Source organism: Aureimonas endophytica (assembly GCF_014642635.1).
GTDB lineage: Bacteria > Pseudomonadota > Alphaproteobacteria > Rhizobiales > Rhizobiaceae > Plantimonas > Plantimonas endophytica.
In genome coordinates this window covers 266,876-289,601 of sequence record NZ_BMIQ01000006.1, presented here as the reverse complement: position 1 = coordinate 289,601, position 22,726 = coordinate 266,876, and the positions used below count along the sequence as shown (strand labels likewise).

Below are 22,726 nucleotides of genomic sequence, written 5' to 3'. Positions count from 1 at the left end.
CGCCGGTTGAGGCCGGCGGCCGAGCCGGGTCTCAGACCAAGGTGCCGCCGAGATAGGCTTCCAGCGTCGCGCGCGTGCCCTTCGTCTCGAGCGTCTTCAGCGCATGGGCGAAGCGCGCCTTGAAACGCGGGTCGTCGGCGAGATCGCCGAAGATGTCGCGCAGCTCCAGGAAGGCCTGCGGATCGTCCTTGGCCTTGACCGCCGCCGCGTGCAGCCGGTCGCGATTGACGTCCATGATCTCGATCGGCGCGCCGGAATCCGTCGTGCCGGCGAGATAGCGGCACCAGAGCGCCGAGACGAGCGACAGGCCGACGACGTCCTCGTTGGCGGCCAGCCGGTCGCGCGTCGAGGGCAGGATGAATTTCGGCTGTCGGTTCGAGCCGTCGAGCGCGAGGCGCGGAATGGTGTCGCGCACCTTCGGATTGGAGAAGCGTTCGCGAATGATGCCGAAATAGGCTCGCAGATCCGTGTCCGGCACCGGCGGCACGATCGGGATGATCTCCTCGGTCTCCAGCTTCTCGAGGAAGCGGTCGACCAGCGGCTCCTCCATCGCCTCGTGGACGAGCGGAATGTCCATCAGCGCCGCCGGATAGGCGATGGCCGCATGGCCGCCGTTGAGGATGCGGATCTTCATGTGCTCGTAAGGGGCGACATCCGGCACGAACTGCGCGCCGACCGTCTCGAAGGCGGGGCGGCCGAGCGGGAAATGGTCCTCCACCACCCATTGGCGGAAGCCCTCGCAGAAGACGGGCGCCGCGTCCTCCACCCCGAACTCGGCCTTCAGGAACTCGATCTGCCCGGGATTGGTCGCCGGGGTGATGCGATCGACCATGGCGTTCGGGAAGGCGACATTCGCCTCGATCCAATGGGCGAATTCGGGATCGGACAGCTTGGCGAGGCCGCAAAGCGTCTCGCGCGTCACCTCGCCATTGCTCGGGATGTTGTCGCAGGACATGACGGTGAAAGGCGCGAGGCCGGCGGCGCGGCGGGCCTTCAGGCCGGCGATGATCAGGCCGAACACGGTCTTCGGCGCGTCTGGGTTCCGCCCATCCTCGACCATGGCGGGATGGTTCGGGTCGAAGACGCCCTTCGCCGGATCGAGGAAATAGCCGCCCTCGGTGATGGTCATCGAGACGATGCGGATCTCGGGCGTCGCCAGCCGCGCGATCGTCGTCGCCGGATCGCCGGGCGGCAGGAAGTCGACCATCACGCCGAGGACGGTCGCGGCATTGCGGTCGCGGTCCTGCTCGACCACCGTATAGAGATAGTCCTGCGCCGCCAGACGGTCCTTCATCGCGGCATCGGACGGCAGGACGCCGGCCCCGACGATCGCCCAGTCGCGATTCTCGCCCTTCTGGAACAGTTCGTGGAGATAGACCGCGAGATGGGCGCGGTGGAAATTGCCGACGCCGAAATGCACGATGCCGGGCGAAAGGTCCTCGCGCCGGTAGGTCGGCACCTCGACCTTGCCGAGCGCGGGCAGGGCGGCGAGCGAAAGCTTGGCTGTCATGGCGGTCTCCTCCTCCACGGGCCGCTGCCGGCCCGGCCGAGTTTCGATGGACCATCTGGCGCGCCCGCCGTCAATGGCATTCGCTCGGCCGTTGGGCAATTTCCCACCAAACGAGCGTTTGCCCGTCGGGCGGCGCGCCCTACCAGCCGGGCGGCAGGAAGCGGGCCTGCGGCACGTCCGGCCGGCGCGGCGCGAGATCGCCCGGCGGCCAGGCAAGGCCGGCGAAGGGCGCCGGCCCGCGGTCGAGAAGCGGGCTGTAGAACGGATCGCCCGCGACGACGCCCGCCCAGCGCGCCGCCAGAAGCCGCGCCTCGCGGGCGAGCGAGCCCGGGCGGGGGGCGGGGTCGGCGCCGGGCGCGCGGCGCAGCACGGCATCGGGCGTGACGACCACGCGCCGGCCGAGCGCCTGGAGCTTCAGGCAATAGTCCTCGGCGCCGAGATGATCGGGAAACAGCACCGGATCGAAGCCGCCGAGCGCCAGGAAATCGGCGCGGCGCGTCAACAGGCAGGCGGGTCCCGCCGCCGCCGTCTGCCGCGCGACGAGAAGAGCGTCGCCATAGCCGGGATCGCCCTGGCGCCGGTCGGCGAAGGCGGGAACGGGCGCGCCGGCGGGGCGCAGCACGCGGCCGGCCTCCGTGACGAGGCCGGAGGCGGCGACGATCCGGGGCGCGACGGCGCCGCAATCGCCTTCCGCGAGCCGGGACAGAAGCTCTTCCAGCCAGTCGGGATCGTCTGGCCGCAGCCGCGCGTCGAACAGGCAGACGAGTTCGCTCCCGGCGGCTTCGACGGCGCGGCCGAGCCGGCGGGCCGGCGAGGCGCTCGCGTCGCTTTCCACGGTCTCGACCCCGTCGAGCCGCAGCCGGTCGCGCAAAGCGGCGTCGAGGCCCGTCGCCGCGACGAAAACGGCAAGGCCATGGCGCTTGCGCGTCACCTCCAGCGCCTCCAGCGCGGGCGGAACGAGGCCGGCATCGGAGCCGGGATCGAGGATCAGTCCGAGCGAGGCGGCGGGCGCGGCGCGGCGGACCCGGACCGCCGGCAGCATGGCGTCCGGCCGGGCCGTCACCTCCGCCGCAAGGCCGCGCGCCGCCAGATGATCGCGCGCCGCCGCCGCCAGCGCTTCCGCGACGACCGGCGCCGGCGCGGGCAGGACGAAGCCGCAGCCCGGCATATGGAGATGCGCCCGGCCGCGCGGCCCGGTCCGGTCGAGCGGAAAGAGGAACAGGCGGTGGAGCTCGTCGATGCCCTGCCGGGCGGCCTCCAGCGCGGCGGCGCGGCGGATGGCGAAGAGGCTGGCGCCGAGACCCTGTTCGAGGGCGCGCTCATAATCGAAGGCCGGCAAGGCCAGGAGGTGCGGCTCGCCATCCTCGCCGGCGAAGGCGAGGTCGCCATAGGCGATCACCGCCGTCGGAGCGGCTTCGAGCGCCGCAAGCAGCCGGTCGAGCCCCGCTGGCCGGAGACGGGCGCCGGCCGGAATGAGGACGAGGAACGGGCATTGTTCCGCTTCCGTGCCGAGAAAGCGCAGGAGATCGGCCGGGACGAAGCGCGTCGGCCCGCTTCCCGCCGGCAGAACGGCGCCGATCCAGCCGCCGGCGACGTCGAGCCCCGGCCCGGACAGCGTCTCCTCGGCGCCCGCTTCGCCGATCACGGCGAGGGCGGCGGGGCCGGCCGGCTTGCGCTCCGGCGCGGCGAGCGGAAAGCGGCGGTCCCATTCCGCGAAGGCGGCGAAGGGCACCGCGTCCGGGAAGCTCGCGTCGAAAAGGGCACCGCGCAGCGCCTCGCTCTCGGCCTCCGTTTCGGCGCGGCCGAACAGGTGCTCGCGCAGCGGATCGGCGAAGGCGATCACCGTGACCGGACTGCCGGGCAGGGCGCGGCCCTCGCAGAGGATGTCGATGCGATGCGGCCGGCCATCGGCGAGTTCGCGCGGCAACGTCAGTTCGAAGCCGGGCTCCGGCGTCTCGCGGGCGCCGAAGGCAATGCTCCGCCAGCGGTCGGCCCGCGCCCCGGCGATCCGCGCGCCGTCGGCGAAGGCTTCGATCAGCGGCGGAAAGGCGAAGGCGTCGCGCCGCGCCCAGCCGGCGAGCCGCAATCCGCCCGGCCATTCGACCGCGCCGAGCGGGGCGGCGGAGGCCGCGAAACCGCCCGGCGCCTGGAGATCGAGCGCCTCGCCCACCGGCTCCAGCGTGTTGGCGACGCGCGCCGAGGCTTGCGACAGGGCCGGCAGGGCTTCGGGATCGAGAGAGAAGGCGAAGCCGTGGCAGCCGTCGCCGCCGAGGCCGAAAAGGTCCGGCACGAAGAGTTCCGCCCGGGCCAGGGCCAGCGGCAGACCGTCGAGCAGGAGTTCGACGACGAAGCGGCGATCCGGCTCGGCGGGATCGAAGACATGGCCTTCCAGCACCGTCGCGCCGGTCCGGGCGAAGCGGACGAGCCGGCCCGTCTCAGGCCGGGGCCGGGCTTGGGGCGTTGGGCCGTCCTGGCGCCGCTGCCGGCGGGAGGCGATCAGCGAACCGATCGACGAGCGCGAGGAGGGTGTGTCGGACATGGGCCTTCGGATCGGTCGGGATGGGGTCGGCCGGGGAGGCGGCCAGGAAGGGAAGGCCGGCGTTTGCGGCCAGTGCGGTGCCGTGCCGGGCGAGTTCCGGCGGAGCGGTCAGCGCGAGGGCGCCGTGGCGCCGCGCCGCCGGGCCGATCTCCGCTTCGGCGAGCGGCCCGGTGACGAAGACATTGCCGCGCCCGAGAAGCGCCAGATCGTCCATCGTCCGGCCGAGGACGCAGAGCCGCGCCTCGGGCCGGCGCTCGCGCAACAGGGCGGAGAGCTCGCGCAGGAAGCGGTCCGTCGCCGGGGCGGGCGGGCCGGCGATGACGCCGAGGGTCGGCGGGCGCTGCGGCAGCGGGCGGTCGGAGGATGGCAGGTGCGGAGGAGTCGCGGCGGAGGGCGGAAGGCCGAGCGCCGCCGCCAGCGCCGCCCGCGCCGGCCCCAGCGGATCGGCCGCCGCATAGGCGGCGCATTCCGCCTCGAAGCCCGGAAAGCGCTGGCGCAGCAGGGCGAGGTTGCGCACGGCGAGCGCTCGCTTCGCCGCGCCGAAGGAGCGCGTGCCGTGATGGACGACATAGAGGCCGGGCGCGCAGACATTGCGGAAGCCGGCACGGCGCAGCCGCAGGCAGAATTCGACATCCTCGAAATAGCCGCGCCGATAGGCTTCCGGCATGCCGCCGGCGGCGGCCAGCGCGTCGTGGCGCACGAAGAGGCAGAAGCCCGTGCCGTTCGGCAGATCGACCACCCGCCCGGCATGAAGGCGCGCCGCCGCCGCGTCGATCCGCCGGGCCTCGGCCGGCGTCGGGGCGGGCGCGGCTTCGGCATGGCGAGGAAAGCTCGCATATTCGCCATTGTTGGAGAAGGGCGTCACCGAGCCGATATCGGGGGCCGAATAGGCCGCCTCGGCGAGCCGGGCGAGGGCGCCCTCCGGCAGGATCGCGTCGGCATTGAGCAGGAGAACGTCTCGGGCCGGCCCCAGCGCTTCGAGCCCGCGCCGCACCGCGCCGGCATAGCCGAGATTGGCCGGATTGCGCACGAGGCGGACGCGGCCCGCCGCCGCGAACTCGTCGGCGAGACGCGCGACATCCGGGTCGGGCGAGGCGTCGTCGACGAGGACGACGGCAGCGTTCGGCACGCCCGCCGTCTCGGCGAGGAGGGCGTCGAGGCAGGCGCGCGTCGCCTCTGCGTCGCCATGGACCGGCACGACGATGCCGAGCCCGGCGCGGGCCGGGGGCGTCGCCGGCGGACCGGCACGCGAGCCGCCGAGCGCGCGGGCGCGGCGCGGCCAGAGCCGGTCCTCCAGAAGAAGCGCTTCGCCCTCCCGGAGACGGAAGCGCTCGGGATCGAAGCCGGGGCGCAGGTCGACATGGCAGGCCGCGACGCCTTCGCTAAGGAAAGGCAGGCGGGGATCGCCGACGAGCCTCGTCGTCGTGAGCCCGCCGGGGCCGAGGCAGTCGAGGTCCACCGTGGCGGCGGCCGGCCAGGCGGCGAAGCCGGTCAGCCGGCCGTCCAGACAATCGAGCGCGGCGACGGCCTCGCCCTTGCCGACGAGATGGGAGAGCGCCGCGCGCAAGGCCTCGGTCGAGGCGCCGGGCGCCTCGACGATCCGCCGCGCCGCCGGGTCGCCCGCCCCGAGGCGCAGGGCCGTCAGCGCGACGAAGCCGTCGAGCGGGTCGGCCGCTTCCGCCCGCGCCAGATCCGCCGCCGCCTCGTCCGGCAGGCCGCAGAGCCGCGCGGCGAGGGCGCGAATGGCGAGATCGGCGGCGCGCGGCCGCTCGGCGAGGCGGCAGCGCCGGTCGATCAGCTCGAAGGCGTCGCCCGGCCGGCCGGCGCGCAGGAGGCGCGTCGCGCCGAGCGTCAGCGCCTCGGCATGCCGGGCGGAATCGCCGAAGGGCAGGCTTCGCCAGATCTCCGCCAGGGTCTCCAAGTCGCGTCCGTCGTTCCGTCCGGTGGTGGTTCGACCGCAGCATGACGCCTGTCGCTTTCCGAAGGCTGGCGGCGTTCATGCTTTGCTTGCGACGATTCGAGGTTCCGCTTGGAGACCGGCCCTTGCCGAGGCATCCTTGATCGAAACGCCGAGGATCCGGAGCCCCGACGGCCGATGAGCAGCAAGGACACGGACCAGTCTTCGTCCGGCGACAGCGAGTCCCTCGATTCGAAGGACCGGTCGGGCGGTTCCGGCGCGGCCGGCGTTCTGATGTCGGGCGGCCTTGCCGCCAGCTCGACGCTCTCCAACACGAGCGACGCGAAGGCCGAGAGCGCCGCGGGCGGAACCGCCACGGCGCAGGGACCGGGCGCGGCCGAGCGCGGCGCCGACGGCGCCTCCGCCGCGCGCGGCGAGGGCAACGGCGCCGGCGACACGGCGGCGAGCGGCGGCGGCGGCGCGGCGGCCTCGGGCAGCGGCGCGACGATGAAACAGGCGGCCGGCGGGCTGTCCGGCGGCACCGGCACCGGCATCGGCTCACGCGACTCTTCCGGCGGCAACGGCGCCTCGGCACGCGGCGAAAGCGGCGGCCGGGGCGGGGAGGCGGGCGCGGCGGGGACAGGCTCGGGCGCATCGGCATCCTCGGCCTCGTCCGAAGGCGGCGGCACGGGTTCCGGTTCGTCCGGCGGCGAAGGGTCCGGTTCCGGCACCGGCGAGACTGGCACGGGTTCGGGTGGCGGAGGGGAGAGCGGCGCCTCGAGTGCCACCTCCTCTGGCGGCGGCGGGAGCAGCGGCGACGCCGCGACGGCGGCGGCGAATGGCGGCGGTGCCGGCGGCTCGTCCTCGGACAGCGGTTCGGCCGGCTCGATCGGCACGGCCTCCGCTTCGGGCGGCGGCACCGGCTCGAACGGCGCTTCGCCCTTCTCGGCCGGCTCCACGACCCATGGCGCGGCGGATGGTCCGGCCTCGATCCTCTCCAGCCCGATCGGCGCGACGTCGGGCGGCGACGCCTTCAGCCCGGTCACGCCGGTCTGCTTCTGCCCCGGCACGCTGATCGCGACGCCGTCCGGCGCGGTGGCGGTGGAGGATCTGCGGCCCGGCGATCAGGTCCGCCTCGCGGACGGGGGCGCCGAGACCGTGCGCTGGATCGGCCGGCAGACAGTGGAGGCCGGAACGGGCGATCCGCTCCGCACCCTGCCGATCCGCATCCGCGCCGGGGCGATCGCGCCGGGCGTGCCGGCGCGCGACCTTCGCCTGTCGCCGGATCATGCCGTCGCCATCGACGGCGTCCTCATCCATGCCGGCGCGCTGGTCGACGGCACCGCCGTGCTGCGCGAACGGGACGGGCCGGCCCGGCTGCGCTATTTCCATATCGAACTGCCCCGCCATGCGCTGGTGCTGGCCGAGGGGCTGGCGGCCGAGAGTTTCGTCGACAATCCCGAGCGGCTCGCCTTCGACAATTGGGCGGAGCGCGAGGCGCTGGAGGACGGCGCGCGGGCGATCGCCGAGATGGACCTGCCGCGCGCGAAATCCGCCCGCCAGGTGCCGGGCGCGATCCGTCGGCGCCTTGCCGCGCGCCGGGCGCTGTTGCCTCAGGCCGAGCGCGCCCTCGTCGCCTGAGGCCGGGCGCGGCCGAAGGCGGTGCGGCTCCAATGCCGCTCCGTCGCCTTATAGGCCGCGAGGCAGTGGATGGCGGAAAAGCGCAGGAATTCGGACCGGTCGAGAAGCACGAAGCCGGCCTCGATCTCCGGCCGCGTCGCCAGACTCTCTGCGGCGGCGCGGGTGAGGAGGCCGGGGCCGGTGGCGAGCCAGAGAATGTCCGCGTCGCCCCGATTGACGGCGGCGACGGCCAGTTCCAGCGCGCGGCCGAGAATCGGATGGCCGGGCGTCGCCGCGACGAAATTGTTGCCGAGCGAGCCGAGATCCTCCTGATAGGCGACGAAGCCGCGCTCCGGCCCGACCAGCGGCGCGATGGCGCGCAGACACCGGTCGTCCGCGTCGGCATAGACGCCGCCTTCCGCGAAGAGGAGGGCGAGCCGGAAGAGATCGGCCTTCATCGCCGGTTCGGGCGCCCGGTCGAAGGCGGCGAGAGCCCCCGGAACAGGGCTCCCGTGCAAGACCTCGCGCGCGCTCGCCGCGTTCCAGAGGCGATGCTCGAAGCCTGCATTCAGGGTTTGCCAGGAGGCGATATAGGCCTGGAGATCGGGCGGCGGCACCGCTTCGTCCCAATATTGGTGGATCGTCGGCGGGATCGCCGAGCCCACGGGCGCGGGACGGGCGGGACGCGCCGCGCGCCGGCGCTCGATGAAGAACTGCACCGCCGCCGCCGTGCTGTCCGGCGCTGCGCGGACGATCGCGGCAAGGCGCGCGAGGCGCTCGCCGGGCGGATGGGCGAGGGCCGTCCGCAAGTCCGCCAGCACCTCGGCATCCAGGCGGAATTCGTCGAGGAGCTGGCCGTAATGGCTCTGCGACCGGTTCGCCGACTTGCCCTTCAGGGCGCTCGCGCCGGCTTCGAGCGCGGCGAGACCGTCGAGGTGGCGGGCGGCGCGGTCGAGATCGAGGGCGAGCAGCGCGGCATGGACGAGCCGGTTGCGCGGCCAGCCGTCGCCGGGCAGCGCGGCCACCGCCGCCTCGCCCCGGCGGATCGCCTCCGCGAAGTCCCAGCGCTGGGCCGCGAGAAGCGACAGATGGAACTGGCGGCGGCCCTCCGCCGGACCGTCGCCGGAGCGGGGGGCATCCAGAAGTGCCTCGGCCGCCTGCCATTCGCCTGCCTCGATCCGCGCGCCGGCTTCGGCGAGACGGAGGCCGACATGATGCGGGAAGGCGGCGCGGGCGCGCTCGATCGCCTGGCGCGCCTCGTCCGGCGCGCCGATCTGGCGCAGGAGTTCGGCACGGGCGAGGGCGATCTCGGGCCGCGGGCCGAAGCGCGCCTCCGCCCCGTCGAAGAGCGCGAGGCCCGCAGCCGCCGCGCCGCCGAGGGCGCGCAGCCGGGCAAGCGCCAGCCAGGGCCAGAGCCGCGCCGGATCGAGGCTCGTCACCCGCGCGAGGCAGCGCTCCGCGTCCGCCAGATCGTCGCGAAGGAGCGCCCGCCGCGCCAGGGCTTCGAGAAGCGCCGGATGGTCCGGCGCGCGCCGCTCCGCCTCGGCGAGACGCGCCTCGGCTTCCTCCGCCCGGCCGGCCCGAAGCCAGTCGTCCGAAGCCTCGACCAGCGCCTCGACGAAGTCTGGAAAGCGCGCGGCGACCGCGTCGAAGGCGGCGGCGGCCCCTGGCCAGTCGCCCGCCGCCCGGCGGACGAGGCCTTCCGCCATCCGCGCGGCCCGGAGGCGCGGCGAGGCGTCCGGCACCGTCGCGAGCACCTCGCGCGCCCCGGACCAGTCGCCGCCGTCGCGCAGGAGCGCGGCGAGTTCGAGCTGGGCGAAGCCCTCCGCCGGATCGAGGCGGATCGCCTCGGCATAGAGCCGGCGCGCCGGCTCGGCATCGCCCCGCTCGCGGGCGATGGCGGCCTTGCCGATCAGCGCCCAGGCAAAGCCCGGCCGCGCGGCGAGCGCCCGGTCGTAGAAGGTCTCGGCCTCCGCGAGATGTCCCCGCTCGCGCCGGTCGTCGCCGAGCGCGAGGAGGAGGCGCGGATGGTCCGGCAGGGTCGCCTCGGCCTCGGCGAGGAGGGGGCGCGCCGCTTCCGGTCCCTGGCTCCGGCGCAGCAGCTGATGGAGTTCGAGCCGGATTTCGACCGCGCCCGTCGCGTCCCCGGCGCCGATCGCCAGCGCGGCGCGCAGGTGACGCTCCGCCGTCGCCGTCTCGCCGTCGTGAAGGGCGAGGCGCGCGAGGCGGCGATAGGCCTCGCCGCAATCCGGCCGGGTGACGAGAAGGCGGGCGAGGAGGGTGCGGGCGGCTTCCCGTTCGGCCGAAGCCTCCAGGATGTCGGCGCGTTCGAGGAGACCCGGCAGGAAGTCGGAATGGCGGGTGGCGAGGTCGCGCGCCGCTCCTCCCGCCTCGGCGAGGCGGCCGAGCGCGCGGAAGGCGGCGATGCGATCGAGCGCGAACCAGGGGTCTTCCGGGCGCAGCCGCGCCGCCGCCTCGAACCAGACGAGAGCCTCCTCGGCCGCGCCGCGCTGGCGGGCGATCTGGCCGAGGCCGCGCAGGGCATGGGCGCCGGGACCCGCCGCCGCGACAGCGCGATAGTCCGCCTCCGCCTCGTCCAGGCGGCCGAGCGCCTGGCATTCGGCGGCGGCGTCCTGGCGGTTCCACAGGTCGCGGGGATCGGCCGTTGCCGCCGTGCGGAACGCGCCGAGCGCCGCCTCCCGTTCGCCGCGCCGGCGCGCGAGAAGACCGAGCGTGCGATGGGCCGGCGCGAAGCCGGGCGCGGCGTCGAGAAGGTCGCGCGCCTCGCCTTCCGCCGCGTCGATGCGGCCGAGGGCGAGGAGTTCAAGGGCGATGTCGTTGCGGTTCCAGCGCTCGGCCGCGTCCAGCCGGGTGGCCTCCCGGAAGGCGGCGAGCGCCGACTCGCGCCGGCCGTCCTGGCGCGCCGCCAGGCCCAGCCGCCGCCATTCCGCAAAGCTCGCTCCTGCCTCCATCCGCCGCCGACCCGTTCCTGCCGTCCGGCGTCAGTCTGCAACGCCGCAGGTTAAATGTTGTAGACCGTGTCCTTGAAATGCAGATGCTCGACATTGCTCAGCGTCGCGCTGTAGCCGTCGTCGAAGCTCACCACTGTCGAGTGGTCGGATGTCGCGAAATGCGCGTCGGCGAAGGAGCGGTCCTCGAAGCTGACGGTGTTGTCGCCGCCGCCGCCATCCACCGTGTCGTGGCCGGTGCCGCCATGGGCGATGGCGAAGATGTCCGATCCGTCGCCGCCGACCAGGCTGTCGCCCATGCCATAGGTGAAGAAGCTGTTGTCGCCCGCCCCGCCGGACAGGGTGGCGTGGCCGCCCATCGAGCCGAAGATCGAATCGTCGCCGGCCCCGGCGAAGACCTGGGCGGGGGCGCCGGTCAGGTCGTGCAGCGTGATCGTGTCGTTGCCGGCGCCGCCATAGATGGTCGAATGCGTGCCGTAGACGTCGATCTTCGCGGCATGGGCGGAGGCCGAGCCGTCGATCGTGTCGTGCGAGCCGCGCGCCACCACGACGTCGCCATCGGTCTGGATCAGCGAATGGCCGCCGGTCTCGGTGATCTCTGCCCCGCCGCCATGGATCGTGTCGAAGCCGCCTTCGGCGCGGATCGTGTCGGCGCCGCCGATGCCGGCATGGATCTCGGTATGGCCGTTCGCGCCGCCGACGAGGACGCTGGAGCCGCTGCCCCAGAGCGTGTCCATGCCGTTGCCGCCGACGAGCGTATCCATGCCGCCGGAGGCGAAGAACGCGTGATGGCCGCCCTCGGTGCCGCCCGACAGGACGTCGTTGCCGGCGCCGCCATGGAGGGCGCCGGTGCCGCCGCCGGCCGTGATGGAATTGCCGGCGTCGCTGGCGAAGACCGTGTCGTCGCCCGAGCCGGCGAGCTCGACCGTGCCCGCATTGCCGAGCACCACCGCGACGGAATGGCCGCCATCGTCGATATGCACATGGCCGCCATCGCCGATCGCGGCGACGATCGCCTTGTCGCCGTCGGCGGCGGTGATGCTGGCGGCGTCGCTCGCATGGATGCCGGGCTCGCCGGTGCCGTTGAGCCCGAGATCGGCGAGGACGCGGTTGATATGGTCCATCGCCTCCTGCGAGAGCGAGGAGAGCGGCGCGCCGTCGGAACTCGAATAGATCTCAGCCATGGCGCGCGGTCAGCGCCGCCCGGGCGCTCATGCCGCCTCGGCGTCGGAGGGCGCGCGGCGGAAGACGCGCAGGCGCGAGGCGGTCCTGGCCGCCGTTTCGGGAAGCGGCGCCTCGCCGGCACCCGTCGCGGCGCTCGTCAGATCGAGCCGCAGGCCGACCAGCGGGTCGAGCGGCGAGGGGCCGACGAGCTCGATCTCGCGCCCGCTCCGCTTGAGCGGCGCCGCGCCGAGAAACAGCGCCTCCGCCTGGAGCGCGAGACGGGGCGACGCCTCCTCCTTCAGACGGATGCGTAGGCCGATCAGCGGCGCCGCCTTGCCGCGCGAGCCGGCATAGGCGCCGTCCGGGAACCAGCCCGACCAGCCGCCGGTGCGCCCGCCGGTCGCCACCTGATATTCGAGCGGCATCGCGCCGCCGACGAGGCGGATCTCCAGGCCCTCGATCCGGCCCGGCGCCTCCGGGCCGCCGATCCAGGCGCCACGGCCGGCGGAAACGTCGCCGCGCTGCGAGACATGGGCGCGGATGAGGAACTCGGCGCCGCCTTCCGGCAGCTCGCTGCGCGACGGGCCGCCGCGCGCCACCAGCGGGCGCGGCGCCTCGACGCGGGCAAGTTCGACCTCGGCTGAAAGGCTGCCGCCGGGCATCGCCGCCGCCACCTGAAGTTCGAGGGTGCCGTCCGCCTCCGCCAGGACGACCATGCCGCGGCCGGGGCCGGACAGGAGGCCGAAGGTCTCGCCCGGCGCCGGCACCAGGAAGATGCCGGGCGAGGCGGCGAGAACGCGCACCACGGGAGCGGCTTCGAGGGAAAGGGCGAAGGCCGGATCGAAGCGATAGGTGAGCGTGTGGAGGCCTCGCTCCACCGCGAGGCTCGCCCGCCGCTCCTCCGTTCCGCTCGTCTGCCTCGCATCGCTCATGCCCGCATTTCAGTCCGTAGGCGGCCACAAAGCAAGTTAACCAAGAATGACTTTGGAATCGGGCTGAACGCCGACTTAAGAGAAGTCGTCCGGCTGTCTCAGTTCGGCGCGCGGGCCGCCGCGACCTCGGCGGCCTCGCCGGCGCCCTCGACCGCGCGCGTCCTGGCGGCGGCGCGCTCGGCATAGCGCCGCGCCAGCGTCGCGCAGACGAAGAGCTGGATCTGGTGGAAGATCATCAGCGGCAGCACGGTGAGGCTGACGGCCGAGGCCGGAAACAGGATCGTCGCCATCGGGATGCCGCTCGCCATGCTCTTCTTCGAGCCGCAGAAGACGATGGCGATCTCGTCCGGCGTCGAGAAGCCGAGCCTGCGGCTGAGCAGCGTCGTCGCGGCGATGACGACGGCGAGCATCAGCGTGTCGAGGAGGATGATCGCGGTGAGGTCGCCGAGCGAGACCTCCGTCCAGACGCCGGCCACCATGCCGGCGCTGAAGGCGGCATAGACGACGAAGAGGATCGAGCCGCGATCGACATAGGAGGTCAGCGTCTTGTGGCGGAGGAGCCAGGCGCCGATCAGCGGCCGCATCGCTTGGCCGACGACGAAGGGCAGGAGGATCTGCAAGCCGATATCCTCGATGGAGGAAAGGGCGAAGCCCGAGCCCGCCGTCGGGATGAGAAGCGCCACGAGGAGCGGCGTCAGCACCACACCCACGAGATTGGAGACCGAGGCACTGCACAGCGCCGCCGGCACGTTGCCGCCGGCGATCGAGGTGAAGGCGATCGAGGACTGCACCGTGGAGGGCAGGAGGCTGAGGAAGAGGAGGCCCGTCACCATGTCGTCCGGCAGAAGCGCGCCGGCCCCGGCGCTGACGGCGAGACCGATCAGCGGAAAGAGCAGGAAGGTCGAGGCGAAGACCAGCGATTGCAGGCGCCAATGGGCGAGGCCCGCCCAGATCGCGGAGGGCGCGAGCCGCGCGCCGTAGAGGAAGAAGAGCAGCGCGACCGCCACCGTCACCGCGATATCCGCCACCGACGCCCCGACCCCGCGCGCCGGAAAGAGCGCGGCGAGGACGACGGTGCCGGTGAGCAGCAGGAGATAGGGATCGACGAAGCGGCGGAGCTTGGGCATGGGGCGTTCCCGGAAAAGGCGCGGGCGATGGCGTGAGACATGCGCGAAGGATTGGCTATCGACAATCCGCATGGTGATGATTTCGGTCATCATGGAGCGTGATGAGCGATGGACTTCCTGGCCCCCGACCTTCTGCAGGCGCTCGTCGCCGTCGCCGAAACCGGCAGCTTCACGGCGGCGGCCCGCCGGCTCGGCCTACGGCAATCGACGGTCAGCCAGCGGGTGCGGCGGCTGGAGGCCGAAACCGGCCGCCGGCTCTTCGATCGCGACACGCATCGCGTCGCCCTGACGCCGGCCGGCGAGGCGGTGCTCGACCATGCCCGGCGCATCCTGGCGCTGAACGAGCGGCTGCAACTGCATCTCGCCGGCGTGTCGCTGCGCGGCCGGCTGCGCTTCGGCGCCTCGGAGGATTTCGTCCTGTCCGCCCTGCCGGACGTCCTCGCCGCCTTCATCCGGCGCCATCCCGAGGTCGATCTGGAACTGACCGCCGGGCTCAGCGAGACGTTGCGCCAGAGCTTCGATGCCGGCGCGCTCGACGTGATCCTCGTCAAGCGCGGCGCGCGCGACCGGGGCGGGCGGCTCGCCTGGCAGGAGCCCGCCGCCTGGGTCGGCAGGCCGGATCTCGATCCCGATCCCGGCGAGCCGCTACCGCTTCTCCTCTACCCGCCGCCGAGCATCACGCGGGCGATGGCGCTCGACGCGCTCGACCGCGCCGGCCGGTCCTGGCGCGTCGCCTTCACCAGCGGCAGCCTCAGCGCGCTCAGCGCCGCCGCCCGCGCCGGGATCGGCGTGATGCCCCATTCGGCCCGGCTCATTCCGCCGGGGCTCGGCATCCTGCCCGACAAGGGCGGCCTGCCGAAGCTCGCCGATCTCGACTTCGTCGTTCTCGGGCCGGGCGGCCGCCAGCCGGTGGCGGAGGCGCTGATCGCCGCCATCCTGCAATGGTCGGCGAGCGGGCGGGGGCGTCCCGCCCTCGACGCCGGCCCGCGCTGAGCCCGCCCCTTTTCCTCAGTTTGGAATCATTCTAAATAAGGGATTCTGCAAAGGATCGCTCCATGCGCCTGTTCTCCTTCGGCCGCCGCCGCTTCGCCGATCTTTCCGAACGCGAGATCCTCGCCCTCGCCATTTCCGCCGAGGAGGACGACGGCCGCATCTACGCGACCTATGCCGGGCGGCTGGAGGCGGACTATCCCGCCTCGGCGGCGGTGTTCCGCGCGATGGAGCGGGAGGAGGACGGCCACCGCCGCGCCCTCATCGCCGAGCACGAGCGCCGCTTCGGTCCGACCATTCCCCTGATCCGGCGCGAGCATGTCGCCGACTATGTCGGCCGGCGGCCGGTCTGGCTGGTCGACAATCTCGGCATCGAGCGCATCCGCGCCGAGGCCGAGCGGATGGAGGAGGACGCGGCGCGCTTCTACGAGGCGGCGGCGCAGCGCACGGGCGATGCCGGCACGCGCCGGCTGCTCGGCGATCTGGCGCGGGCCGAACGCACCCATCGCGATCGGGCCGAGGCGCTGGAACAGGAGCATCTGCCGCCGGAAGCGCGGGCGGAGGAGGCAAAGGCGGCGCGGCGCCAGCTCATCCTCACCCTGGTGCAGCCGGGCCTTGCCGGGCTGATGGACGGCTCGGTCTCGACGCTGGCGCCGATCTTCGCCACGGCCTTCGCGACGCGCGATCCCGGCACGACCCTGACCGTCGGCCTCGCCGCCGCGATCGGCGCCGGCATTTCCATGGGCTTCACCGAGGCGGCGCATGACGACGGCAAGCTGTCGGGTCGCGGCTCGCCGTTGAAGCGCGGCCTCGCCACCGGCCTGATGACCACGATCGGCGGGCTCGGCCATGCGCTGCCCTATCTCATCCGGGATTTCTGGACGGCGACGGCCGTCGCCTTCGTCGTCGTCTTCCTCGAACTCTGGGCGATCGTCTGGATCCAGAACCGCTTCATGGAAACGCCGGTGCTCCGGGCGACGGTGCAGGTCGTGCTCGGCGGCGCCCTCGTCCTCGTCGCCGGCATCCTGATCGGCGGCGGCTGACGGATTTTTCGCGCGTCCGCCGGCTGCGCGGCCTCCGCCCCCTCCCTATATCCGTTGGAGGCCCGCCGGGAAGGCGCGGGCGCAGGGCGTGGCGTCGGGTTCAGTCGGAATGTCGAATCATCTGATCGCGGGAGGAGAAGGGACGCAGGAAGCCGCGCCGCGCCGCGTCCGCGCGATCGGCCTTCTTGCCCGCAAGGCCGAGCGTTCGCCCTCCCATGCCTTCGACCTGGCGAGGGCCTGGAGCCCGACGAAGCTCGACCGCCGGATCGAGGCGCTGACCTCGGCCGAGCCGGGGCGGAGCGGCCTCGTCCTCCTCTCGTCCAATCTCGACGCCTTCGCCGCGCGCGCCCTTTCGGCGCGGGCCGCCGGGCGCAGCCTCGACCTCATGTACTATATCTGGCACGGCGATCTCACCGGGCGGCTTCTCGCCGGGGAGGTGCTGGAAGCCGCCGATCGCGGCGTGCGCGTGCGACTTCTTCTCGACGATCTCGGCGTCGCCGGCGATGACAAGGCCATGCTGGCGCTCGACAGCCATCCGAACATCCAGCTCCGGCTGTTCAATCCGACGCGCGCGCGATCCAATCCCCTGCGCCGCTGGGGCGAGATGATCCTCCGGGCCTGGAGCATCAACCGGCGCATGCACAACAAGGCTTGGATCGCGGACGGGCGGATCGCCATCGTCGGCGGCCGCAATGTCGGCGACGAATATTACGACGCCTCGGAGGATTCGAACTTCCGCGACCTCGATCTTCTCGCCATGGGGCCGGTGCTGCGCGACAGCGAGCGCGTCTTCGACACCTATTGGAACAGCGGTCTCGCCCTGCCGATCGGCAAGCTGGCCAAGGGCATCCGGCCGCGCCTGCGGCACCTGCGCAGCGCCCTCAAGCGTCTCGCCGGCTCGGACGAGGCGCGGCCCTATATCGAGCGCCTGCACGAGCACATGTCGATGGAGAACCTCCTCGACCAGCGCCACATCCACTGGTGCGACCGGGTGGAACTCGTCGCCGACGCGCCGGCCAAGGCCGAGGGGCGGACGGGCGACAACGGGCCGATGCGGCGCCTCCTGCCGGTGATCGCCGGCGCGACATCCCGCGTCGAGATCACCTCGCCCTATTTCATTCCGGGCGAGGAGGGCGTCGAGACGCTCTCCGCCCTCGCGCGTCGCGGCGTCGCGGTGTCGGTCCTGACCAATTCGCTCGCCGCCACCGATGTCGCGGCAGTGCATGGCGGCTACGCGCCCTATCGACTGCCGCTGCTCGGCGCCGGCATCCGCCTGTTCGAGCTGAAGCAGGACGGCCGCTCGCCGCGCCTCAGCCTGCGCGGTTCCAGCCGGGCGAGCCTCCACACCAAGGCCTTCACCGTCGATGACCGGCGCGGCTTCATCGGCTCCCTGAACTTCGATCCGCGCTCGCGCTCGCTCAACACCGAGATGGGTCTCATCTTCGACCATCCCGAACTGGTGCGGCGGATGCGCGACCTGTTCGAGGAGGAGACCTCGCCGGGCATGAGCTACGCCCTCGGCCTCGATGCCGAGGGTGCGATCGTCTGGCGCTCGGAGGATGCGGCGGGTTCCGAGACGCGTCACCGCCACGAGCCGCGCGCGACGCTCGGACGACGCCTCGTCGCCAGGGCCGTCGGCTGGCTGCCGCTCGAATCGCAGCTCTGATACGATCCCGGTTTCGTAGAGACCCGCTCAGCTTATCGCTTCGTCATCCCGGCCTTGAGCCGGGATCCATTCCAAACCGATCGGGGCAGGACGGGAGCGATGCGGACGGTATACTATCTCCAACCTTATCCATGCGGTCTTGCCGAGGCATGGATCCCGGCTCGAGGCCGGGATGACGAGGCTGAAACGGCGTCGCCAAAGATCAACGCATCAGTGCGCCCGTAGGATCTGCCTTCGGGCGGCTCGGCCGATGCAGGCCCGAGCCGGTGTCGCGGCCTCGCCTTTTCCCGAGCCGGGAGAAGGTGCCGGCAGGCGGATGAGGGAGCGAAGGGGCGCACGCTTCCGCAGGAAGGCCGCCCGGCATCTCCCCATCCGGTTCGCTCGCGGAGCCGGCCGGTGGAATTTCGATCCCCGCGCACAAAATTTCGAAAGGCGGATGACGGGCGGGGCGACGGATCGCTTGCCGCGCCCATGTCCTCGCCATGGATCATGATTTCGGGGATGCGAATGAACAGGCGGGCTCTCGGACGACGGTCGGGGATCGATCTTTCCAGCGCGGCGCTCGGGCTTCTGTCCGGCGGGCTCCTGGCCTTTGCCGGCTTCTGGGCGGGCCGGGGCGGCGCCGAGGCGGACCGCGTTTTCGATGAGCCCGGCGAGCGCTCGGTCGGGCCGCTCGCCGCCGCCGAGACGGGGCGGGGCCGGCATGCCGGCACGCCGCGCGAGATCCCGGCGAAGGGTTGGCGCGACATCCTCTGGCGGACCTTCGGCGAGTTCTCCGACGATCGCCTGCTGCTCGTCTCGGCCGGCGTCACCTTCTACGTCCTGCTCGCCCTGTTTCCGGCGATCACGGCGCTGATCTCGATCTACGGCCTTTTCACCGATCCGGTCGCGATCAACGAACAGCTTCAGGGCCTTGCCGGCATCCTGCCCGGCGGCGCCGTTTCGATCATCGGCGAGCAGATGCAGCGCGTCACCGCCCATAGCGACGGCAAGCTCGGCTTCGGCATGATCTTCGGCCTCGGCCTCGCGCTGTGGAGCGCCAATGCCGGCATGAAGACGCTCTTCGACGCGCTGAACATTGTCTACGAGGAAGAGGAGAAGCGCGGCTTCGTTCGCCTGACCCTCGTCTCGCTCGCCTTCACGCTCGGCACGCTGGTCTTCCTCGTCCTGGCGCTGTCGGGCATCGTCGTTCTGCCGGTGGCGCTTAAATTTGTCGGCCTCGGCGGGCTGGAAAGCTGGCTGCTCCTTCTGCGCTGGCCCGTCCTTCTCGTCGTCGTCGCGGCGGGGCTGAGCCTCATCTACCGCGTCGGGCCGAGCCGGAGACCGGCGAAATGGCGCTGGCTGACCTGGGGCAGCGCGCTCGCCGCCGTACTCTGGAGCCTCTTCTCCATCCTGTTCTCCTGGTATGTCCAGAATTTCGGCAATTACGACGAGACCTACGGCTCGCTCGGCGCGGCGATCGGCTTCATGACCTGGATCTGGATCTCGACCGTCGTCGTTCTCCTCGGCGCCGAACTGAATGCCGAGATCGAGCACCAGACCGCCGAGGATTCGACGGCGAAATCGCCCCGGCCGATGGGCCAGCGCGGCGCCGAGATGGCCGATACGCTGGGCGAGGCCCGGTGAGGATGATCCTCTACGATCATCCCCTGTCCTCCTATGCGCAGAAGGTGAAGATCGCTCTGCGCGAGAAGGGGCTCGATTTCGGCTGCGTCCTGCCCGAGGATTTCGGCACGGGGCGACACGACACCGCTTTCGCCGCCGCCAATCCGCGCTCGGAGGTTCCCGTGCTTCTCGTGGAGGAGGGGGCGGCGATCTTCGAGTCGACCATCATCCTCGAATATGTCGAGGAGCGCTGGCCGGAGCCGCCGCTTCGCCCGGCCGATCCGCTGGCGCGGGCCGAGGCGCGGATGACCGAGGAGATCTGCGACAGCCATTACGAGGCGGTGAACTGGGGCTATGGCGAGCTTCTCTGGTTCCGGCGCGCCGAGGGCGCCCTGGCCGAGCGCCTGACGGCGGCCGTTCGTCGCGATACGGCGCGGCTTCAGGACTGGCTCGCCGCCCGGCTCGGCGCGGCGGACTGGTTCGGCGGCGAGCGCTTCGGCTGGTCGGACGCGGCCGTCGCTCCGATGCTCAACCGCTCCGTCCATTACGGCTTCGGCCCGCCGCCCGGCTCGGCGCTGGCGCGCTGGCACGAGCGTGTCCGCCGGCGCCCGGCCGTCGCCGAGACCTTCGCCGAATTCGACGCGGCCGCCGCGCGGATGGCGGCCGCCGCCGACCATTACCGCACCGGCGGACGGCGGCGCGAATATCGCGACCATCGCCTGGAATGGATGATCCGCTCCGGCGGGATCGACATCGTCGCGGCGGGTCTTGAGAACGACAATATCCGCTTTTCCTGGCCGGGCTGAATGGCCGGCGCCAAGCCCGCCCGCCATCCGGTGACGCCCGACGGGCGCTATTTCGTCGTGCGCGGCCGGCTCTGGCGCATGGCGGATCCCACGCTGCCGGACGAGCGGCGGCAGGATCTCGTCAAGGAGCTGATGCGGGCGCGCCGCGCCGTCGCCACCGCCCGGCGGAACGAGGACGGCGAGGCCGAGGCGGCGGCGCATGCCGCCGTCGACGCCGCCAAGCGCGCGCTCGGCGAGCGCGGCCCCGTCTGGTGGCGGGACGGCGCTCCCGATCTCAACCGGCACATGGCGCGCAACACGCCCTATGCCGGCTGGTATGCCGGACTCGCCGAATGATATCGGCGCGCTTATGCGTTGATCCTGGCTACCTCCGTCTCAGCTTCGTCATCCCGGGCCTGACCCGGGATCCATGCCTTTATGGAACTGCATGGATAAGGGTGGAGATGCGCGTCCTTCCGCATCGGTTTCGACCTGTCATGGCCGGCTTGGAATGGGTCCCGGCTCAAGGCCGGGATGACGATGCGGTGAGGTGGGCGGATCTCCTCGAAGGCGCGATGGTATGAGGCCTCGCTAGAGCAGCTTGTCGAGCGTGATCGGCAGGTCGCGGATGCGCTTGCCGGTGGCGTTGAACACGGCATTGGCGACCGCCGCGCCGACGCCGGTGATGCCGATCTCGCCGACGCCATGGGCGCCCATCGGCGTGTGCGGATCGGGAATGTCGGTCCAGATCACGTCGATCGCCGGCACGTCGAGATGCACGGGCACATGATATTCGGCAAGGCTCGGATTCATGATGCGGCCGGTGCGCTCGTCGAACTGCGTTTCCTCCATCAGCGCGAGGCCGAGGCCCATGATGATGCCGCCCCGGAACTGGCTGGCGGCGGTCTTGGCGTTGAGGATGCGCCCGCAGTCGAAGGAGCCGAGGAAGCGCGACACCCGCACCTCGCCGGTGACGGCGTTCACCTTCACCTCGGCGAACATCGCGCCGTAGGAATGCATCGACCAGTGCTGGGTTTCCAGCGGCTGCGACCCTTCGGCCTCGACCACTAGGTCCTCGCGTCCGGCGCGCATCAGGATCGAGGCATAGCTTTCGCGACGTTCCGGCTCGTCCAGCTTGGCGAGGCCGCCGTCGAGACCGCCGACCTCGTCCGCCTTCAGGCCGGCGAGCGGCGTGTCGTTGCCGGCAAGCGTCAGGAGCTCCTCGACGAGCTTGCGATGCGCCGCGATCACCGCCGCGCCGATCGCGGCGGTCTGCTGCGAGCCGCCGGCGAGGATGGTGCCGGGTAGCGTGGAATCGCCATAGGCGAAGGAGACGTGATCGAGCGGCAGGCCGAGCCGCTCGGCGGCGATCTGCGTCTGCACCGTCGCCGTGCCCATGCCCATCTCGTGGGCGGCGACCGCGACATGCGCCCGCCCGTCGCGCCCCAGCCGGATCCGCGCGGCGCCGCCCGGCATGCGGTAATAGGGATAGGTCGCCGTGGCGCAGCCCATGCCGACCAGCCACTCGCCCTCCCGGCGCGCGCCGGGGCTCGGGTGTCGCTCGTTCCAGCCGAAGCGCTCCGCCCCCGCCCGATAGGCGGCGACGATGTTGCGGGAGGAGAAAGGCGTGCCTTCGAGCGGGTCCTTGTCCGGCTCGTTGCGGATGCGCAGTTCGATCGGGTCCATTCCCAGTTCGACGGCCAGCTCGTCCATGGCGCATTCCAGCGCGAAGGTGCCGACCGCCTCGCCCGGCGCCCGCATGAAGGTGTTGGCGACCATGTCCAGCGTCGCGACCTCGACATCGAGCTCGAAGGTCCTGGCGGCATAGGCGCCGCGCGTCGCGAGGATGAAGGGCTCGGGCAGGGCGTTATGCGCCGTCATCGCCACCGTGCCGGTATGGATGACGGCCTGAAGTCGCCCCTCGCCATCGGCGCCGAGCGCGACGCGCTGTTCCGTGACGGTGCGCCCGCCGACGATGCGGTAGACGCCCTCGCGCGACAGGACGATGCGGACCGGCCGGCCCGCGAGGCGCGCCGCCGCCGCCGCCAGGACCTGATGCGGCCAGAGCGTCTTCGAGCCGAAGCCGCCGCCGACATAGGGCGAGGTGACATGGACCTGCGCCTCGTCGAGGCCGAAGACCTGGGCGACCGACCAGGCGGTATGGCCGACCGCCTGCGTCGCGTCGTGGATGCGCAGCCGGTCGCCCTGCCAATGGACCGTCGCCGCGTGGAGCTCGATCGGGTTGTGATTGTGGCGCGGCGTCGTATAGACGGCATCGACCTTGTGGGGCGCGGCGGCGAGCGCGCCCGCCGCGTCGCCGACCTTCGTGCCGAGCGGCTGGCCCATGAACAGGCCGGGCGTCGTGCCCTTGGCCTTCGCCGCCGCGAAGGACGTCATGGCCGGGGCTGTCTCGTAGCGCGCCTCGATCAGCGAGACGGCGTGATCGGCCTCCTCCTGGCTTTCGGCGAGGACCAGCGCGACGGGCTGGCCGTTCCAGTGGATCTCCGCATCCTGCATGATCGGCAGGCTGCTGCCGCCCGCCGCCTTTTCGGCGGTCATGAACAGCGGCATCGGCTTCATGCGCGGTGCGTTGCGATGCGTCATCACCAGGACGACGCCCGGCGCGGCTTCCGCCGCGCCCGTTTCCAGATGGACAATGCGGCCCTTCGCGATAGTCGAATAGGCGAGCGCGGCATAGACGAGGCCGTCCATCGGCATCTCGGCGGCGAAGCGTGCCGCGCCCTGAACCTTCAGCGGGCCGTCGATGCGCGAGATCGGGGCGCCGACGAGCCCGTGCTTCTGCCGGCTCAGCGGGTCCGGCTCGCCGCCGGGCATCCAGCTGTCCGGCGCGAGCTGCACGGCCTTCTTCATCACCGCCT

Annotated in this window: 15 protein-coding genes; 7 read left to right on the top strand and 8 right to left on the bottom strand. The window is 72.3% G+C overall.

What is annotated here, in order from left to right:
* Positions 1-31: 31 nt before the first annotated feature.
* The 3 genes from IEY14_RS18915 to IEY14_RS18905 all read right to left on the bottom strand — a co-directional run bounded on the left by IEY14_RS18915 (position 32) and on the right by IEY14_RS18905 (position 5,970).
* Positions 32-1,510 carry a mannitol dehydrogenase family protein gene (locus IEY14_RS18915; protein WP_188911302.1) on the bottom strand — a complete coding sequence of 493 codons (1,479 nt, stop codon included), beginning with the start codon at positions 1,508-1,510 and terminating at the stop codon, positions 32-34.
* A 139-nt stretch (positions 1,511-1,649) separates the two neighbouring features.
* Complete coding sequence (locus IEY14_RS18910; protein ID WP_188911299.1) at positions 1,650-4,049, bottom strand: glycosyltransferase family protein; 2,400 nt, start codon at positions 4,047-4,049, stop codon at positions 1,650-1,652.
* Positions 3,946-5,970, bottom strand: coding sequence for a glycosyltransferase family 2 protein (locus IEY14_RS18905; RefSeq protein WP_188911297.1), 2,025 nt, complete (start codon positions 5,968-5,970; stop codon positions 3,946-3,948). The genes IEY14_RS18910 and IEY14_RS18905 overlap by 104 nt, the downstream gene beginning before the upstream one ends.
* A 174-nt stretch (positions 5,971-6,144) precedes the next feature.
* Between IEY14_RS18905 and IEY14_RS18900 the strand changes: the two genes are divergently transcribed.
* Entirely contained in the window at positions 6,145-7,587 is a 1,443-nt protein-coding gene (locus IEY14_RS18900; protein ID WP_188911295.1) for a Hint domain-containing protein, read from the top strand.
* Here IEY14_RS18900 and IEY14_RS18895 read toward each other — a convergent pair.
* The 4 genes from IEY14_RS18895 to IEY14_RS18880 all read right to left on the bottom strand — a co-directional run bounded on the left by IEY14_RS18895 (position 7,560) and on the right by IEY14_RS18880 (position 13,758).
* Positions 7,560-10,538, bottom strand: a complete 2,979-nt coding sequence (locus IEY14_RS18895; RefSeq protein WP_188911293.1) for a tetratricopeptide repeat protein — start codon at positions 10,536-10,538, stop codon at positions 7,560-7,562. The genes IEY14_RS18900 and IEY14_RS18895 overlap by 28 nt on opposite strands.
* 50 nt (positions 10,539-10,588) lie before the next feature.
* Positions 10,589-11,719: a calcium-binding protein gene (locus IEY14_RS18890; RefSeq protein WP_188911291.1), complete on the bottom strand. Its 1,131-nt coding sequence runs from the start codon at positions 11,717-11,719 to the stop codon at positions 10,589-10,591.
* Positions 11,720-11,746: 27 nt separating this feature from the next.
* The gene (locus IEY14_RS18885; protein WP_188911289.1) at positions 11,747-12,631 is read right to left on the bottom strand and encodes a hypothetical protein; all 885 of its coding nucleotides are present in this window, start codon (positions 12,629-12,631) and stop codon (positions 11,747-11,749) included.
* Between the two features lie 98 nt (positions 12,632-12,729).
* Entirely contained in the window at positions 12,730-13,758 is a 1,029-nt protein-coding gene (locus IEY14_RS18880) for a bile acid:sodium symporter family protein (protein WP_188911287.1), read from the bottom strand.
* A gap of 108 nt (positions 13,759-13,866) precedes the next feature.
* On the opposite strand from IEY14_RS18880, the gene IEY14_RS18875 reads away from it, so the two are divergent.
* From IEY14_RS18875 to IEY14_RS18850, 6 genes are all read left to right on the top strand, one after another.
* Positions 13,867-14,751: a LysR family transcriptional regulator gene (locus tag IEY14_RS18875; protein ID WP_188911286.1), complete on the top strand. Its 885-nt coding sequence runs from the start codon at positions 13,867-13,869 to the stop codon at positions 14,749-14,751.
* A gap of 62 nt (positions 14,752-14,813) precedes the next feature.
* Positions 14,814-15,791, top strand: coding sequence for an iron exporter MbfA (gene mbfA / locus IEY14_RS18870; protein ID WP_188911284.1), 978 nt, complete (start codon positions 14,814-14,816; stop codon positions 15,789-15,791).
* 109 nt (positions 15,792-15,900) lie between these two features.
* Positions 15,901-17,457, top strand: coding sequence for a phospholipase D family protein (locus tag IEY14_RS18865; RefSeq protein ID WP_188911282.1), 1,557 nt, complete (start codon positions 15,901-15,903; stop codon positions 17,455-17,457).
* Positions 17,458-17,964: 507 nt separating this feature from the next.
* Entirely contained in the window at positions 17,965-19,083 is a 1,119-nt protein-coding gene (locus tag IEY14_RS18860) for a YihY/virulence factor BrkB family protein (RefSeq protein WP_244639576.1), read from the top strand.
* A gap of 2 nt (positions 19,084-19,085) precedes the next feature.
* Positions 19,086-19,868, top strand: coding sequence for a glutathione S-transferase family protein (locus IEY14_RS18855; RefSeq protein ID WP_188911279.1), 783 nt, complete (start codon positions 19,086-19,088; stop codon positions 19,866-19,868).
* Entirely contained in the window at positions 19,869-20,204 is a 336-nt protein-coding gene (locus tag IEY14_RS18850) for a hypothetical protein (RefSeq protein ID WP_188911277.1), read from the top strand.
* Positions 20,205-20,438: 234 nt separating this feature from the next.
* On the opposite strand, the gene IEY14_RS18845 is transcribed toward IEY14_RS18850, so the two are convergent.
* Positions 20,439-22,718 carry a xanthine dehydrogenase family protein molybdopterin-binding subunit gene (locus tag IEY14_RS18845; RefSeq protein ID WP_244639593.1) on the bottom strand — a complete coding sequence of 760 codons (2,280 nt, stop codon included), beginning with the start codon at positions 22,716-22,718 and terminating at the stop codon, positions 20,439-20,441.
* Positions 22,719-22,726: the final 8 nt, after the last annotated feature.